Source organism: Allobosea sp. BH3, from assembly GCF_025499465.1.
In the GTDB taxonomy this organism is placed as follows: Bacteria; Pseudomonadota; Alphaproteobacteria; order Rhizobiales; family Beijerinckiaceae; genus Allobosea.
In genome coordinates this window covers 665,532-680,877 of the sequence record NZ_JAIMCA010000002.1, presented here as the reverse complement: position 1 = coordinate 680,877, position 15,346 = coordinate 665,532, and the positions used below count along the sequence as shown (strand labels likewise).

General features: G+C 65.9%; 20 protein-coding genes. 3 read left to right on the top strand and 17 right to left on the bottom strand.

Features of this window, described 5'->3' with window-relative positions; genetic code table 11:
* The 7 genes from BoBH3_RS08275 to motA form a co-directional block, all read right to left on the bottom strand.
* Positions 1 to 145 (bottom strand): flagellin N-terminal helical domain-containing protein (locus BoBH3_RS08275; RefSeq protein WP_465247128.1); only part of this gene is annotated, 145 nt, incomplete at its 3' end.
* A 350-nt stretch (positions 146 to 495) separates the two neighbouring features.
* Positions 496 to 1,560 carry a flagellar biosynthesis protein FlhB gene (gene flhB / locus BoBH3_RS08270; RefSeq protein WP_262330287.1) on the bottom strand — a complete coding sequence of 355 codons (1,065 nt, stop codon included), beginning with the start codon at positions 1,558 to 1,560 and terminating at the stop codon, positions 496 to 498.
* 11 nt (positions 1,561 to 1,571) lie between these two features.
* Positions 1,572 to 2,636, bottom strand: a complete 1,065-nt coding sequence (locus tag BoBH3_RS08265) for a flagellar motor switch protein FliG (protein ID WP_316045091.1) — start codon at positions 2,634 to 2,636, stop codon at positions 1,572 to 1,574.
* Between the two features lies 1 nt (position 2,637).
* Positions 2,638 to 3,018, bottom strand: coding sequence for a flagellar motor switch protein FliN (fliN, locus tag BoBH3_RS08260; protein ID WP_262330286.1), 381 nt, complete (start codon positions 3,016 to 3,018; stop codon positions 2,638 to 2,640).
* 37 nt (positions 3,019 to 3,055) lie between these two features.
* The gene (locus BoBH3_RS08255; RefSeq protein ID WP_262330285.1) at positions 3,056 to 3,370 is read right to left on the bottom strand and encodes a hypothetical protein; all 315 of its coding nucleotides are present in this window, start codon (positions 3,368 to 3,370) and stop codon (positions 3,056 to 3,058) included.
* The gene (locus tag BoBH3_RS08250; RefSeq protein ID WP_262330284.1) at positions 3,351 to 4,298 is read right to left on the bottom strand and encodes a flagellar motor switch protein FliM; all 948 of its coding nucleotides are present in this window, start codon (positions 4,296 to 4,298) and stop codon (positions 3,351 to 3,353) included. Before BoBH3_RS08250 ends, BoBH3_RS08255 begins: the two co-directional genes overlap by 20 nt.
* Position 4,299: 1 nt before the next feature.
* Entirely contained in the window at positions 4,300 to 5,199 is a 900-nt protein-coding gene (gene motA / locus BoBH3_RS08245; RefSeq protein ID WP_262330283.1) for a flagellar motor stator protein MotA, read from the bottom strand.
* Positions 5,200 to 5,392: 193 nt separating this feature from the next.
* Between motA and BoBH3_RS08240 the strand changes: the two genes are divergently transcribed.
* From BoBH3_RS08240 to fliI, 3 genes are all read left to right on the top strand, one after another.
* Positions 5,393 to 6,475 carry a DUF1217 domain-containing protein gene (locus BoBH3_RS08240; protein WP_262330282.1) on the top strand — a complete coding sequence of 361 codons (1,083 nt, stop codon included), beginning with the start codon at positions 5,393 to 5,395 and terminating at the stop codon, positions 6,473 to 6,475.
* A 2-nt stretch (positions 6,476 to 6,477) separates the two neighbouring features.
* Entirely contained in the window at positions 6,478 to 7,203 is a 726-nt protein-coding gene (gene flgF / locus BoBH3_RS08235) for a flagellar basal-body rod protein FlgF (protein WP_262330281.1), read from the top strand.
* A gap of 99 nt (positions 7,204 to 7,302) precedes the next feature.
* The gene (fliI, locus tag BoBH3_RS08230) at positions 7,303 to 8,631 is read left to right on the top strand and encodes a flagellar protein export ATPase FliI (protein WP_262330280.1); all 1,329 of its coding nucleotides are present in this window, start codon (positions 7,303 to 7,305) and stop codon (positions 8,629 to 8,631) included.
* A 117-nt stretch (positions 8,632 to 8,748) separates the two neighbouring features.
* Here fliI and BoBH3_RS08225 read toward each other — a convergent pair whose 3' ends face one another.
* The 10 genes from BoBH3_RS08225 to flaF all read right to left on the bottom strand — a co-directional run bounded on the left by BoBH3_RS08225 (position 8,749) and on the right by flaF (position 15,268).
* On the bottom strand, positions 8,749 to 9,204 hold the full coding sequence (locus BoBH3_RS08225) for a hypothetical protein (RefSeq protein WP_262330279.1): 456 nt from the start codon (positions 9,202 to 9,204) through the stop codon (positions 8,749 to 8,751).
* Positions 9,201 to 9,713, bottom strand: a complete 513-nt coding sequence (locus BoBH3_RS08220; protein ID WP_262330278.1) for a hypothetical protein — start codon at positions 9,711 to 9,713, stop codon at positions 9,201 to 9,203. Before BoBH3_RS08220 ends, BoBH3_RS08225 begins: the two co-directional genes overlap by 4 nt.
* 6 nt (positions 9,714 to 9,719) lie before the next feature.
* A complete protein-coding gene (locus tag BoBH3_RS08215) occupies positions 9,720 to 10,358 on the bottom strand; it encodes a hypothetical protein (protein ID WP_262330277.1) in 639 nt (212 codons plus the stop codon).
* 50 nt (positions 10,359 to 10,408) lie between these two features.
* Positions 10,409 to 10,810, bottom strand: coding sequence for a hypothetical protein (locus tag BoBH3_RS08210; RefSeq protein ID WP_262330276.1), 402 nt, complete (start codon positions 10,808 to 10,810; stop codon positions 10,409 to 10,411).
* 6 nt (positions 10,811 to 10,816) lie between these two features.
* The gene (gene fliR / locus BoBH3_RS08205; RefSeq protein ID WP_262330275.1) at positions 10,817 to 11,569 is read right to left on the bottom strand and encodes a flagellar biosynthesis protein FliR; all 753 of its coding nucleotides are present in this window, start codon (positions 11,567 to 11,569) and stop codon (positions 10,817 to 10,819) included.
* Positions 11,569 to 13,668, bottom strand: a complete 2,100-nt coding sequence (gene flhA, locus BoBH3_RS08200) for a flagellar biosynthesis protein FlhA (protein ID WP_262330274.1) — start codon at positions 13,666 to 13,668, stop codon at positions 11,569 to 11,571. Before flhA ends, fliR begins: the two co-directional genes overlap by 1 nt.
* An 85-nt stretch (positions 13,669 to 13,753) precedes the next feature.
* Positions 13,754 to 14,020 (bottom strand): flagellar biosynthesis protein FliQ, encoded by a 267-nt coding sequence (gene fliQ, locus BoBH3_RS08195; RefSeq protein ID WP_262330273.1) that lies wholly within the window; start codon positions 14,018 to 14,020, stop codon positions 13,754 to 13,756.
* Between the two features lie 11 nt (positions 14,021 to 14,031).
* A complete protein-coding gene (locus tag BoBH3_RS08190; protein WP_262330272.1) occupies positions 14,032 to 14,328 on the bottom strand; it encodes a flagellar hook capping FlgD N-terminal domain-containing protein in 297 nt (98 codons plus the stop codon).
* Positions 14,329 to 14,396: 68 nt separating this feature from the next.
* Positions 14,397 to 14,876 (bottom strand): flagellar biosynthesis repressor FlbT, encoded by a 480-nt coding sequence (gene flbT, locus BoBH3_RS08185; RefSeq protein WP_262330271.1) that lies wholly within the window; start codon positions 14,874 to 14,876, stop codon positions 14,397 to 14,399.
* A 44-nt stretch (positions 14,877 to 14,920) separates the two neighbouring features.
* The gene (flaF, locus tag BoBH3_RS08180) at positions 14,921 to 15,268 is read right to left on the bottom strand and encodes a flagellar biosynthesis regulator FlaF (protein WP_262330270.1); all 348 of its coding nucleotides are present in this window, start codon (positions 15,266 to 15,268) and stop codon (positions 14,921 to 14,923) included.
* Positions 15,269 to 15,346: the final 78 nt, after the last annotated feature.

Genomic DNA, 15,346 nt, shown 5'->3' with positions numbered 1-15,346 from the left:
CCTTGTTGTCCGACTTCATGGTCGTGGCGATCGACCAGTAGGCGGCGTTGTCCGTCGCGGTGGAGACACGCAGGCCGGTCGAGATGCGGTTCTGCGTGGTGTCGAGACGCTTGTTGGTGGCCGTCAGCGTCTGCAGGGCAGTCATCGCGGCGGAGTTGGTGAGAAGGGACGAACCCATAGTATGTTCCTCATTCCTGAAAAGGGATTGTCGGGAACATTCCGGATTAAAACCGGGATGGCGGACCGGCATCATGCCTACGACGCGGGGGACGAAAACCCGTCCGGTCGCTCCGCCATGACGCGAGGAGTACCGCCTCGAATCTTACGCGAGGCTTACCATCGGTCGCGGCATTCTCCGGGTCTGCCGCTTTTCTTAACTTTTTGGCTGTCCGGCCCGTTCGGGCACCATCCTGACCGGCGCGTTTCGCGCCTTGGTCGTGTGGAAGGGGCGCTGGCGCGCCCCTTGGAGGTCCTGGAGCCGATCGGTCCGAACCGTCACGCCGCCTTGCGGGCGTAGACCATGCAGAGCAGCTCGGCCACGACCTTGTAGAATTCCGGCGGGATCATCTGGTCGATCTGCACGCTGGCGTGCAGCGAGCGGGCGAGCTGGCGATCCTCGATCACCGGGATGTCGTTGGCCTCGGCGATCTCGCGGATCTTCAGCGCGATCAGGTCTGTGCCCTTGGCCAGCACGATCGGCGCGCCGCCTTCCTCCTGCACATAGCGCAGCGCGACGGCGAAGTGCGTCGGGTTGGCGACGACCATCGTGGCGCGCGGCACCGCGGCCATCATCCGGCTGCGGGCCCGGTCGCGGGCCAGCGACAGCCGGCGCGACTTGAGGATCGGGTCGCCCTCGGCCTGCTTGTGCTCCTCCTTGAGCTCCTGCTTCGTCATCCGCAGCGACCGGCGCCAGGACTTCTGCGTCCAGACGAGGTCGGCGGCGACGATCACGATCGTCGCGACGCAGGCCGCAGAAAGCAGCCGCAGCGCAATGGAGAGGATCAGCTCGGGTATGGTGCTCGGATCCTGCAGCATCGCTGTGACCACCGTGTCCTTGTCCGATTTGAGGATCAGCCAGACCGCCCCCGCGATGGCGGCGAGTTTGCCCAGCGATTTGCCGAATTGTACGAGGCCCTCGACTCCGAAGATCCGCTTGAGGCCCTTCGCAGGCGAGAGGCGCGACCACTGCGGCGTGATCCGCTCGAGCGCGAGCTGGGGCGGATGCTGCAGGAAGGAGGCGCCGAGGCCGAACACCATGAAGAGCAGCAGAACCGGGCCGAGGAAGACGCCGATCCGCATCAAGGTGTGCAAGAGCAGCGTCGTCACATTGGCGCTGGTCGAGATGTCGAAATCCGAGGGATCTCCCAGAAAGCTCCCCAGAAGCCGGGCCATGTCGCCCGCCCCGCCGCGCACCAGGAACACCCCGGCGATCAGGGCAGCCGCGATGCTGGCGAAGATCGGGGCTTCCTTGGAGGAGGGCGTGTTGCCCTTCTCCACGGCGTCCCGAATCTTCTTTTCGGACGGTTCTTCTGTTTTGCTTTCCTGATCCTGATCGGACACGCGTCACGGCCTCACTGGAAGTAGGCGCCTTCGTCGCGCTGCGGATTGAGCTCGACCTCGCCGCGGCTCGCCATGTCGAGCGCGATGTCGGTGATCGCGCGGCGGGCCTCGACGACGTCGCGCTGCAGGGCCGGCTCGCCGCCGTCCAGCTCCTGCTGGACGATGCGGCGCGCACGGGCGGCCAGCGAGGACAGGATCTGCTCGCGGAACTGCACCTCGGTGCCCTTCAGTGCCAGCACGAGCCTGTCGGACGGCACCTGGTCGAAGATCGCCATCCGGTCGCGGGCCGAGAGCTTGACGATGTCGTCGAAGGTGAAGAGCAGGCCCTTCAGCATCTCCGCCGTCTCCGGCCGCTCTTCCTGCAGGCTGTTGAGGGCCGCCTCCATGTCGCGCACGTCCATCTTGTTGAGGATGTCGGCCATGCGGGCATGAGTGTCGGCGCCCTTGTTGCGGGCGAAGTTCTGGGTGAAGCCTTCGTAGAGCACCTTCTCGACGAGCGTGCCCGCCTTCTCCGCCACTGGCTTCAGGTTCAGCATCCGGCGCATGAGCGCGTGGCGCTGCTCGGCCGGCATCTGCGCCATGACGCGGGAGGAGGAGGCCGGCTTCAGCTTCGACAGGATATAGGCGGCGGTCTGCGGATGCTCCTTGGCGAGATAGTTCGCCATCACGCTCTCCGGCATCATCGAGCAGCGGTCCCAGATCGAGCTGGTGACGGATTCCTCCGCCTCGCCGATGATCTCGCTGATCTCGTCGTTCGAGAGGACGCCGGCGAGCAGCTTCTGCACTTCGCGCGGCGTGCCGACCAGGTTGGCCCCATGGGCGAACTGCTGGCTGAATTCGTTGACCAGCGCCGTCAGCGACTCGGGCGGAACCCGGCCGAGCTCGGCGGCGCGGCGCATCAGCACGCGGATCTCGCCGCTCTCGAAATGCTTGAGCATGCGGCTGGCCATCGGCTTGCCCATGGCCAGCATCAGGGCGGCAGCCTTGTCGATGCCTCCCATCTGCTGAGACGCGGCGAGGGAGGCGGCCGTGGCGGGCGCCTTCATCTCCTTCGCGAGTGCCGTCATCGGATCCATGTCAGTCCTCGAACTTGCTCTGGACGCCGACGATCTCGGTCAGGGACACGCCGAAGCGGCTGTTGTCGTCCTCGACGACCACGACCTCTCCGCGCGCCACGACGCGGCCGTTGACCACGACGTCGACCGGCTCGCCGACACGGTGGTCAAGCGGCACGACGGCGCCGCGACGCAGCTTCATCAGGTTGGCGACCTGCATGCTGGCGCTGCCGAGAACGACCTGGATCGTGACCGGGATGCGCATCACGGCGTCGAGATTGAGCGGCTCGCCGGTGGCGGAGGCTTCGGCGGCTGCAGCGGCGGTGATCCCGGCCTCGAGGGGGGAGGAGACTTCCTCAACGGCCAGATCGGAAGGCTGCATGGTCTTGGACGAATTCGTCATCAGGCTCTCCTGCAAAGGATTTTATCGCTTGGGGCGTTCAGGCGGCCCGGCGCCGGCGGCTCTGGGCCTGCGCGGCGTCTGCGGCGGGACGGCTCGCCTTGATCTCGTCGACCAGGCGTTTGCCAGCATCGATGCGCTGGCCGAGCTCTTCGATCACTTCGCGCCCGTTGGTCTGGAGCTCGCGGATCGTCTGCTGGATTGCGCCGAGGGCGGCTTCCGTCTTGCCCAGCGCTGCGTGGTATTCCGTCTGGTAGGCCCGCACCTGCCGCAATTCGCGGCGCATGCGCAGAGCCTGAAGGGTCGTCAGCACCAGCGCGACGAAGAGGACGGCTTCACCGAGATAGTAGGTCATCGAAGAACTCCTGTTCATGGCTGGCACTGTCCTGCACACGCAGGACATAGGAGCCGTCGCGCTGGCCGAGCTGGCACCAGAAGACGGTTTCGTCGTTGCACTGGAGCTGGACCTGCGAGCGCGGCGAGGCCTGCAGCTCGATCACCTGCCCGATCTTCAGGTTGCAGATGTCGCCCAGCGTCATCGGCCGCTCCTCGAGGATCGCGCGCAGCTTGACCTCGGTCTTGTGCACCTCGGTCTTGATCTGCTTGGACCAGCGCGGGTCGCGGGCCGAGGTATTGCCCGAGAGCACCCGGGCGAGATTCTGGCGGATCGGGTTCAGAGCCGTCTGCGGGATCACGATGAACATCTGCCCGGAGCTATCGAGGCCCTGGACCAGCATGTGAGCCTTGACGGCGAGGTTGTTGCGGCTGCCGATGGTCGCGAAATACATCCGCGTCTCCATCCGCTCGAACGTGAAGGTCACGTCGCAGACCGGGGCGAAGGCGCTCTGCAGGTTCTTGGCGGCCAGCTCGCACATCGCCTGGGCGACCTGGATCTCGATGTTCGTGTAGGGCCGCTCGTCCTCGGGAAAGGAGGGCTCGTGCTTGAACGCCGGCTCGCTGCCGTCGGCTCCGAACAGCATCTCGCTCATCGTGAAGACGAAGTCGCGATCGACGCCGATCAGGATGCGAGCGTCCCATTCGGGCGCATGGAAGATGCCGGCCAGCGTGTTGTCGCCATAAGCGTCGAGCGCGTCGCCGATGCGCTGGCTCTGGACGCCGCCGACGGAGAAATAGGTCGGCGAGGTCGACATTTGGCGGGCGGCGTCGGCGCAGCCGGTGGCGAGGCGGTCGAACACCATCCGCAGCATCGGCAGGCGATCGATCGAGATGCCCGTCGAGTCGAGGAGCTTGTCCTCGCGGATTGCTTGAGCAGCGGCGGTCATATCAGGCAGCTTCCTTCACGGCGCTGGCATTGTCGGACTGGCGCTGGTTCGAGCCGCTGATCGCCTTGTCCTCGACCTCGTCGATCGACGGCCTTTCAGCGGCCGAGATCACCTTGCGGCCGAACTCGAGCGCGACCTGCGGGGCGGCGCCGTTGATGAAGGCGAGCAACGTCTGCTTCACCACGATGTAGACCCGGTTGCGCTTCTCGCGTGTCACCTTGATCTTCTGCGCGATGGGCCCGAACACCGCATAGGCGAAGAAGATGCCGGCGAAGGTGCCGACCAGCGCCGCGCCGATATAGCCGCCGAGGAGCGCCGGCGACTGGTCGATGGCGCCCATGGCCTTCACGACGCCAAGCACGGCGGCGACGATGCCGAGCGCCGGCAGGCCCTCGGCGAGCATGCCCATCGCATAATAGGGCTTCATGTCGTCCTGGATCTGGCTCGAGATCTCCTCGTCGAGGAGGGCGTCGATCTCATGTGCCTGTGCCTTGCCGACGATGATCAGCCGGAAATAGTCGCAGATGAAGGTGGTCAGCCCGCGATCGGCCAGGACGCTCGGGAAATTCGCGAACAGCGTCGACTCATAAGGCGTCTCGATGTGCTGCTCGACTTCGGCGCGCCCCTTGTTCCGCAGCTCGCGCATCAGCGCATAGAGCACGCCGAGCAGCTCGAAGTAGTGGGACTGCTTCGGCGTCGCGTTGAGGAAGGCTTCCTTCAGGGCGACGCCGGTATCGCCGATCACCTTTATCGGGTTGGCGATGACGAAGGTGCCGACCGCCGTGCCCAGGATGATCACCAGCTCCCAAGGCTGCCACAGGACGGCGAGGTGCCCGCCCATCGCGGCAAAGCCGCCCAGCAGCGAGACGGCTGCTATCAATAATCCGAGTACTACGCTCAAGGCGCCGCTCCTTTTCGCGAACCTGTTCCAAGCGATAGCGGCGATGGCTTGCGTGAGGCTGAATCGACGAGGGGTGCCGGAAGGTCAGGTCCGCGCAAGCCTCGGGCGCGAGCCTGCGCGCGACGAGTCAGAAGGCATCGCGGCTCCATTTCGGGAGCGTCGCGCCGGGCCTGGCAGCCGCATGGAGGTTCCCATGATCTCGACGATGACCGCCTACCAGATGGTGACGCGGAACATGACGAAGTCGCTGGAGCGCACGGCGGCGCGGCCCATGGTGGCCAGCGAGACCGCCTATTTCGAGAAGAACATCGGCAAGGTGAAGAACCTCGATGACTTCATGAAGGACGACAGGCTCTACCGTTATGCCGTCGAGGCTTATGGATTGGGCGACATGGCCTATGCCAAGGCGCTGATGAAGAAGGTGCTGGCGGGGGGCGTGAAGGATACGAACTCCTTCGCCAACCGCATGTCGGACCAGCGCTACAAGGATTTCGCTGCCGCCTTCGACTTTTCGAGCGAGTCGGCGGAAACCACCTATTTCCAGAAGAACATCTCCCAGGTGAAGACAGTCACGGCCTTCACCCATACCAGCGGCGAACGGATGTTCGACTATGCGATCAAGGCCTTCGGGCTCGAGTCGATCGCCGACACGCCCAAGGAGAAGGAGGCGATCACCGCGGCGCTGCACCTCGGCAAGGCTTCCCCTCTCCGCTTCGCCGATCCGGCGATCGACAAGAACTTCCGCGAATTCCTGAAGGCCTTCGACTACGCCGGCAAGAACATCAAGGCGACCAGCGACAAGGCCGCGATGCAGGGGGTGGTCGATCGCTACGTCGCCGGCGCCCGTGCAGAACAGGCCGAGGCGACGATCGAGAAATACACCCGCCAGCAGCTCGAGCAGGAGGAGGGCGTCAGCAACGAGAACGTCCGGCTCGCGCTGTATTTCGAGCGCAAGGCGTCCGGGATCAAGACTGCCTATCAGGTCATGGCCGACCCGGCGCTGCTCAAGGTCTTTCAGACCGCGCTCGGCCTGCCGGAGTCGCTGAGCCAGGTGGATATCGACAGGCAGGCGAAGATTTACTCGGACCGTTTCGATTTCAAGGATTTCCAGGATCCGGCCAAGGTTCAGAAATTCCTGACCCGCTTCGCCGCCATGGCCGACGCCACCTCGGGCGTGAGTTCGAGCCCCACTCTCTTGATGTTCCAGTCCGCGCCGGTCGGCGTCGGCGTGGACATCATGGCCAGTCTTCAGAAACTCCGCCTCGGAGGCCTTTGAGCATGCAGCCTTCCATTTATGTCGGCCTGTCGTCCCAGCTCGCTTTGGAGCGGCGCATGGAGACGCTCGCCCGCAACGTGGCGAACATGAACACCACCGGCTACCGAGCCGAGGAGATCAAGTTCTCGACCTTCCTGTCGAAGAAGGGCACGGACGCCGTGAACTTCGCGACGGAAGGCGAGAGCTTCATCAGCCGCACCCAGGGCGGCATCGAGAAAACGGGCAATCCGCTCGACGTCGCCGTCGAGGGCGACGGCTGGTTCTCCCTCAACACGCCGGCCGGCCGAGTCTTTACCCGCGACGGGCGCTTCTCCATGTCGGCCCAGGGCCAGCTTCTTTCGGTCGCCGGCCATGCGGTGCTCGACGCAGGCGGTGCGCCGATGCAGCTCGATCCCGAAGGCGGCCCGCCGGTCATCGCCCGTGACGGCATGATCTGGCAGGGCAACCAGCAGGTCGGCGCCATCGGCCTGTTCTCGGTCGACCCCGGAGCCAAGCTGCAGCGCTACGACAATTCGGGGGTCATTCCGGACCGCGCGCCGACGCCTATCCTCGATTTCGTCTCAAATGGCGTGCGTCAGGGCCATATCGAGGGCTCCAACGTCAACCCGATCCGCGAGATGAGCAAGCTGATCATGGTGACCCGCACCTTCGAAAGCGCGGCCAACGCGATCGAGAAGGGCGAGAAAGCCGTCGAAGGCGCGATCCGCACCCTCGGCGAGACGAGCTGAGGCGCGGCAACCCGCCCTTAAGCCTTGCCGCCGTAGCATGCGCCCCGATCCGGCTTCGCGTCTTCGGTGCAAGTCGACCCTCACTGCTAGAGGATCGCGATGAACGCGCTTGAACGTCTCGAACAGGCCCTGGCCGGCGGCCCGCAGGAGAATGACCTCGTCTCGGTCAGCGGCTCCGTTTCGGAGGTGACGCCGGCGGCGATCCGCGTCGGCGGCCTGTCGCGCTTCGTGCGTCTCGGCGAGCGCATCGCGCTTTCGACCAATGGCCGCGAGGAGCTCGGCGAGGCGATCCGCATCGACCGCGACGGCGTGCTGGTCAAGCCCTTTTCCACCACGGTCGGCGTCGGCCTGGGCGCGCGCGCCAGCGTCGCCGGGCCGATGACGCTGCGCCCCGCCCAGAGCTGGAAGGGCCGCGTCATCAACGCCTTCGGAGATCCGATCGACGAAGGTGGTCCGCTGATGCCCGGTGACCGCGAGATGCCCGCCGATGGCGCTCCACCGGAAGCCATGCGCCGCGGCCGTGTCAGCCGCCCGCTGCGCACCGGCGTCAAGGTCGTCGACCTGTTCACGCCGCTCTGCGCCGGACAGCGCATCGGCATCTTCGCCGGTTCGGGCGTCGGCAAGTCGACGCTGCTGGCGATGCTGGCGCGCGCGCCGGGCTTCAGCACCATCGTGCTCGGGCTGGTCGGCGAGCGCGGCCGCGAAGTGCGCGAATTCCTCGACGACACGCTGGGCGAGATGCGCGCCAATGCGGTCGCCGTCGTCTCGACCAGCGACGAAAGCGCGATGATGCGCCGCCTCGCCCCGAATACCGCGATGGCGGTGGCCGAGTATTTCCGCGACCAGGGCGAGGACGTCCTGCTGATCGTCGACTCGGTGACGCGTCTCGCCCATGCGGCGCGGGACGTCGCGCTCGCGGCCGGCGAGCCTGCCGTCGCGCGCGGCTATACGCCCAGCGTCTTCAGCACGTTGCCGAAGCTCCTGGAGCGCGCCGGCCCGGGCATTGAGGGCACCGGCTCGATCACCGGCATCTTCTCCGTCCTGATCGATGGCGACGACCACAACGATCCCGTCGCGGATTCGATCCGCGGTACGCTCGACGGGCATTTGGTGCTCGACCGCGCCATCGCCGACCAGGGTCGCTATCCCGCCGTCAACGTGCTCGCCTCGGTCTCGCGTCTCGCGCACCACGTCTGGACCCCGGAGCAGCGCGGCCTCGCCATGCGGATGAAGGGGCTCGTCGCCCGCTTCGAGGACACGCGGGATTTGCGACTCATGGGCGGTTACCAGCCCGGCGCCGATGTCGAGCTCGACAAGGCGATCGCGCTCGTGCCGCGCATCTACGAGGCGCTGCACCAGGACATGACCGCCGCACTCAGCGCCGACGCCTTCCAGGATCTGGCGAGCGCGTTGCAGCAGCAGGGCTAGGCCGGGATCGTCGGCACTCCGGAGCTACGCCGACAGGAATCAAAAAAGGGGCTGCCGAAAGCAGCCCCTTTTTGCATCGGTCCATGATGTGCCAGGCCGGATCGGCCGGCGGCGCACTCAGCTCCGCAGCTGTTCCTTGCGGACGTAGTTGAACTCCTTGACCATCAGGTCCTTGATGAACTCGCCGCCGAAGCGGGTGTTGACGTTCGTGCGGATGGTCTTGAGCAGCCCGTCGATGTCGATGCGCTCCAGCTTGGTGAAGTCGACCTTCGTGTTCGAATAGATCGTGCGCAGCGCCTCGTCGCGGACATAAGGGTGCGGTTTCACCGTCATCTGGCGCAGCGCGCGGGCATCGGCCGTGAAGACGAACTGCGCCGCGACATAGCCCTGCACCTGGCCGTCGACGAGGATCGGCACATGCAGGATCTCGGTCTCCTCGTAGTCGATGCCCTCGAGCAGCGGCGTCTCGGTTGACGGCGGCGTCGCAGCGCGCCAGGTCAGCGCGAAGTGGCCGGAGACCAGCGTCACGGCGCAGACCCAGACGCCGAGCATCAGGAGCCGCAGAGTCGTCATGCCGGCCGGGCCTTGCCCGCCGCGGCGGTGGCGAGCTGTGCGCCGGACCAGGCATTGTAGGTCCCGTCGGACTCGGCATCGATCAGCGTGCTCGTCATCGCGGCGGCGATCTCGCGAACCGCTTCGAGATGCATCCCGATGGCGAGGCGATTCTGCTCCAGCTTCAGGCGCAGCGTCTCCAGCCGCGCCATCAGGCGCACATCGGTGATCTCCTCGCGCAGCGCCCGCGCGGCACGGCTCGCATCCAGCAGGAGACGGCTCTTGGTCTCGTTCAGCCGGTCGAAATCGGCGGCACGCATCGTCGCGAGCTGCGTGTTCTCATGGTCGAGCGTCTGCTCGAGCTTGTCGAGCACCGACCACATCGCGCGCGAAGCGCCGGTCGGATGGTCGCCCTCGATCTGGCGGTCGTCCTCGCGGGCGATCAGGATCTCCTGATCGGGCTCGATAACCATCGGCAGCCCGGCCTGGTTCGCGGCGGTGGCCGCGCCTTCAAGAAATTCGTCGCTCATGCTGCGTCACGCTCGCGGTGTGCTGGAGTTTCGGAGGGCGCCGGCGGCGACGCCGGGCTTAATGATGTTCAGGAACTGGCGTTCCGCAGCGAGCGGCACGGCCGCGTCGCGGGAATTGGCGCCGGCAAGCGTCCGGTCGAGGACCTTCTGCGCCGCGGCCGTTCCGTCGCCCGGCGGCACGGCACCGGCGCGGGAGACGATGGCCGCCTGGATCTTCTCGCGGATGCCGAACCCGCCGGATTTGGAGATCTCGCCCGCAATCTTCTCGGCGAGCTGGGAGCGCCAGACGTCGCCGGAGAGGCCGCCGCCATAGGTGTTCTTGTTCTCCTCCGACTTCGGCATCATCTGCTCGATGAAGGTGGAGATGACCTGCGCCTCGAACTGCCGCAGCGACTTCTCGGTCTGCGGCGGCACGGTGGCCTTGGCGGCCGCGGCGGGATTGAGCGGGCCAAGGCTGGCGAACCGCGCGCGCGCATCCGCAAGCCCCGGCGCTGTCGTGGCATCCGTGAAAGCGTTGGCGAACTGCGCGCCCGCCGAGCCCGGCATGGCCATGCGGGCCAGCCGATCATAGGCGGTCGTGGAGCGGGTGGGATCGGCTGCGCGCACGACGTCGAGGACGATATCGGACGGCGGGGAGATAGCCATGTGATCTTCCTGGGTCGCTGATCTCGTGGCGACAGCCTGACACTCCAGGCTTATTCGAGGCTTGCCGCGCGCCTGGCCTCGACGCTGTCCATGATCTCGGAGAGCGCGCCGTCCTGGTCGGCCCGCAGCTTGACCTTGCGCAGCCGGTCGACGAGGCGCTCCGTGCGCTTCTCGCGGCCGGTCTCGGCCATGACGCGCCTGGCCTGCTCGGCGGCGGCGGTCTCCAGCTCCGAGATCGAGAGCGTGACGCGGTGGAGCCGCTTCGCGGTCATGTCGGCGAAGAGCCCTTCCATGGGGCCGTCGCCGTTCAGCGAGGCCACCAGCGCGCGCGATTCATCCTTTGCTGCCACGGCCTTCTGCTCGATCGCCTTTTGCCGCCATTCGGCGAGGCCGCGGATGCGCGACTGGATCGCGAGCATCCTTTCGATCGATTTGAGGCGGCGGGGGTCCATCAGCGCTCAGCCGTTCGCGAGCCAGGAGGAGAAGGCGGTGATGAACAGGCGCAGCGATTCCGCACCCGTGAAGTAGAACAGCATCAGGCCGCCGGCGATGACGAAGGGCAGAGAGACGAAATAGACCGGGATCTGCGGGACGAGCTTGTTCATCAGGCCGACCGCGAGGTTGACGATCACCGCATAGATCATGAAGGGGCTGCCGATCCGCAGCGCCAGGAAGAAGGTGTCGGAGATGCGGTCCGCGAGCTGGATCAGCCCGGCCTGGGGCTCGAAGGCCGTGCCGGGCGCTATCCGCGTATAGGAGCCGGCGAGCGCCCGGATCACCTCCCCATGCTGGTCGGTCACGAACATCAGCGTCGAGGCGGTGAGCGTCACCAGCGTGACGAAGGGGCCTGACGACTCGGCTTCGTCGATGGGCAGGCCCGGCATCTGGCCGAGCCCCGACGCGGCCGCCATGGCGGTCGCCATCATCTGCAGCGCCAGGAAGAAGAAGCGGGCCATCAGCGCGATCAGCGAGCCCGTCAAAGTTTCGGTCACGATCATGCGCAGCAGCGTCGCCGGGCCCGGATTGGGCGCCATGTTGGCGAAGGCCGGCAGCACGAAGGGCGTCAGCGCCAGCGTCGCGGAAAGCGCGATCAGCAGGCGGATCTGCTGCGGCACGCGCGGGCTCGAGAAGCCCGGCATCAGCATCAGGCAGGCTCCGACGCGGCAGAAGACCAGGAAGGTCTGCAGCAGCACGTCGGAGTTGATGGGCATCACGAGATGGTGCCCAGCTGGTTCACCTCCAGCCCGCGCGCGATCTCCACATGTGACATCACAGGAAGCGCGGGGAAGATGCGCTCGACGATCATCCGTACGTAAGGCCGCGCATCCGGGCTGGTAACCAGCACGAAGCTCTGCGCCTTGTCCATGCGGCTGCGGATCGCCGTCGTCGCCTCGCCCGCGAACTCCTCGATCAGGCGCGGGTCGATGTCGAATTCGATGACATCGCCCTTGGCGTCGCGCTTCAGGCTCTCGTGGAAGGCGAGGTCCCAGCGGTTGCCGAGCCGGAGCACGTTGAGCTTGCCACCCTCGGTCAGGTCGCCGCAGATCTGCTGGGCCATGCGCATCCGCACATGCTCGACGATCTGCTCGGCGCGGCGCACATGCGGCGCGATCTCGGCGATGACCTCGAGGATGAGGTGCAGGTTGCGGATCGAGACCCGCTCCGCCAGCAACAGGCGCAGCACCGCCTGCAGGCTCGACAGCGACATGTGCTGCGGGCAGATCTCCTCAAGCAGCTTCTTGTATTCGGGGCCGAGCCGGTCGAGCAGGATGCGCATGTCCTTGTAGGACAGGAGCTGACCGAGGTTCTTGCGGATCGTCTCGCTGAGATGGGTCAGCAGCACCGACAGGCGGTCGACCGGCTGCAGCCCCTCGCGGCGGACTTCGTTGACGTAGCTTTCCGAGACCCACATCGCCTTCATGCCGAAGGCGGGCTCGCGCACCTCCTCGCCCGGCAGGTCCGGCACACGGCCGTCCCCGGTGACGACGAGCACGCTGCCCGGCCGCATCTCGCCCGTGGCGACGACGGTGCCGTGGACACGGAACTCATAGGCCTTGGGCGGCAGCTTCAGGCTGTCCGACAGCTTGATCTCGGGAACGACGAAGCCGTACTCCATCGCGAACTTCTTGCGCATCTTGCTGACGCGGTGCGCGAGCTCGCCATGGACGTTCAGCATCTCGGCGGCCAATTGCTTGCCGAGCAGCAGCTCGATCTCGGCGCTCTTCAGCGATTCCTTGATCGTGTCCGGGGGCGTCAGAAGGGCCTTCTCTTCGGCCTCCACGGCGCGCTGCTCCTCTGCGGCGGCCTCGCGCTCGGCGATCTTCTTCGGGATGGTGTAGCCGATGAACGCCATCATTCCGCCGAGCAGGGCAAAGGGCATGAGCGGCAGCCCCGGCACGAGGGCCAGGATGAACATCAGGAAGGAGGCGACGAAGAGGGCGCGCGGATAATGCCCCAGCTGGTTCAGGATAGCCTGCTCGGCCGAGCCGCGCGTGCCGCCCTTGGAGACCAGCAGGCCCGCGGCCAGCGAGACGATCAGCGCCGGGATCTGCGTGACCAGGCCGTCGCCGACCGCGAGCTTCACGAAGACGTCCGACGCCTGGCCGAGCGACATGCCATGGCGCGTGACGCCGATGATGATGCCGCCCAGGATGTTGACGGCGGTGATGATCAGGCCGGCGATCGCGTCGCCGCGCACGAATTTCGAGGCGCCGTCCATCGAGCCGAAGAAGGAGCTTTCCTCCTCCAGCTCGCCGCGCCGGCGCTGGGCCTCGCCCGCGTCGATCAGGCCGGCCGAAAGGTCGGCGTCGATCGCCATCTGCTTGCCGGGGATGGCGTCGAGGGTGAAGCGGGCGCCGACCTCGGCGATACGGGTCGCGCCCTTGGTGATGACGATGAAGTTCACCGTCACCAGGATGATGAAGACGATCAGGCCGATGACGAAGTCGCCGGCGATGACGATGCGCGCGAAGCCGTCGATGATGTAGCCGGCCGCGTGAGAACCCTCGTTGCCATGCGAGAGGATGACGCGCGTCGTCGCGACGTTGAGCGCCAGGCGCAGGATCGTCGCGATCAGCAGCACGGTCGGGAAGGATGAGAATTCGAGCGGCTTCTGGATCCAGAGCGCCACCATCAGGATCAGCACGGACAGCGCGATCGAGAGCGCGAGCCCCATGTCGATGACGAAGGCGGGGATCGGCAGGAACAGCACCATGATGATGGCGATGATGCCGACGGCGAAGCCGATATCGCGCCTGCTGCTGGGCATCTCCGGAGATTTGCCCGCCGATATGACGTTCTGGGTCGCCATGCTGGCCTGGTTCCTGTCCCTGGGGGAGGTCTTCGCGAAAGGAAGGTCTTGGCGAAAAATGCTTTGGCTTCCGAGCGCCGGGCGCTCAGAAGCCGCGTTCGATGCGCGAGTAGACGCGCTCGGTGAAAGCGTAGAGATGCGCGCCGGTGAAGGAGCCGGTCGCCGCCATCACGACGAAGATCACGACGATCTTCGGCACGAAGGTGAGGGTCGCTTCCTGCACCTGCGTCAGGGCCTGCATCAGCGCGATGAAGATGCCGATCACCATGGCGGCGAGCACCGCCGGCCCGCAGCCGACAATGATCGCCCAGGTGGCATCACGCATGATGTCGAGAGCATCCGCCTCGTTCATGGGCGTGGAGCTCAGGTCTGGGTGGGAGTTTCGGGCTTGGAGATGGCGGAATAGATCGCCACCAGGCCGCCGAGGACCTCGTCCAACTTGGCATTGGTCGTGACCGTCTGTTCGACCTGCGAGAGCGCGGCGAACTGCTGGACGTATTGCGACGGGTCCGTCGGGTTGGTCGGGTCCTGGTTCTTGGCCTGGGCGATCAGGAGCTGAAGGAACGTGTTGTAGTCGCCCATGGTGGTTCCACCGGTGGTGGTGGAAGTGTTGGTGTTGGCGCTGTAGGCGCTCGTGCCTGAGGTGCTGCTGACGTCCATGATCGGCTCCTGCGCTTTCCGTTCGGCCGTGACCGGTCGAACGGAAGTCGTTCGGGCCGATCGATGCTTCAGGCCGCGCGCGGAGCGAGAACCGTCGACGCGGAGCGCATCGCCGGCATCGCCATTTCGGGCGGCATGTTCGAGAGCTTAGCCCCCAAAGCCTGCCCGGAGCTTGCGAGGATGCCAGCCTCGACCGAAAACAGGCCACGAAGCTGCTTGAGCGCCTCGTAGTAGCGGTCTTCGCCGATCAGCTTGTCGATATGGTTGAGCCCGCCGAGCACCTCGGCATCCTCGAAGCTGCTGGCGGTGGAGGCCAGCATGCGCTCGAACAGCAGCCTGGTCATGCCCGCGCTGCCCGGGTCCATCAGCATCGTCTGGATGACGAAGTAGATCTGCCTGAGCGGCGTCGTCGTCTGTTCCGGCTGGATCACATGGGTCTCGAGCAGGAACGTCGCATCGTTCAGGATCTCGAGCGTGACCTTGTGCGGGAATTTCAGGATCGCGCCGTTGATGTAGATCTTTTCATTGGCGCGAAGGGACAGGCTCATCGCCTTTTTCATGACGGTTCCCTTGGTGGTTTCCTGCGTCGGTGTCACGCCAGGCTGTCCCGGATCATCTTGTTGATGTCGATGACCGAGTCGAAATCGTCCGACTGGCCGAGCCGCAGCATCTCGCCCTGACGCAGCGCGAAGAGGCCAATCGAGATCAGGGAGGCCCGCATGGCCTGCGGCAACGCGTTGTCCTCGCTGCCGAGGTCCTGGATCAGGAGCGTCCAGAGCCGCCTCAGGAAGAGAACGGCCGCGATCGTCTCGCTCGATGCCGCGCCGGTGGGGCGGGCTTCCTCAAGCAGGGTGACCGCCTGGTTGAGCGCGCGCCATTCATGCGCGCGCGCCTGGGCGAAGTCGTCTTCGGCCACCGCGAGATACGAGCTGTGATACATTCTGCTTCTCCAGCTTTCTTGGTCTACTTGTTCTTCCGCATTCTCTTCGCGCGAACCGGTGTCGACTTCGCTCGAAAA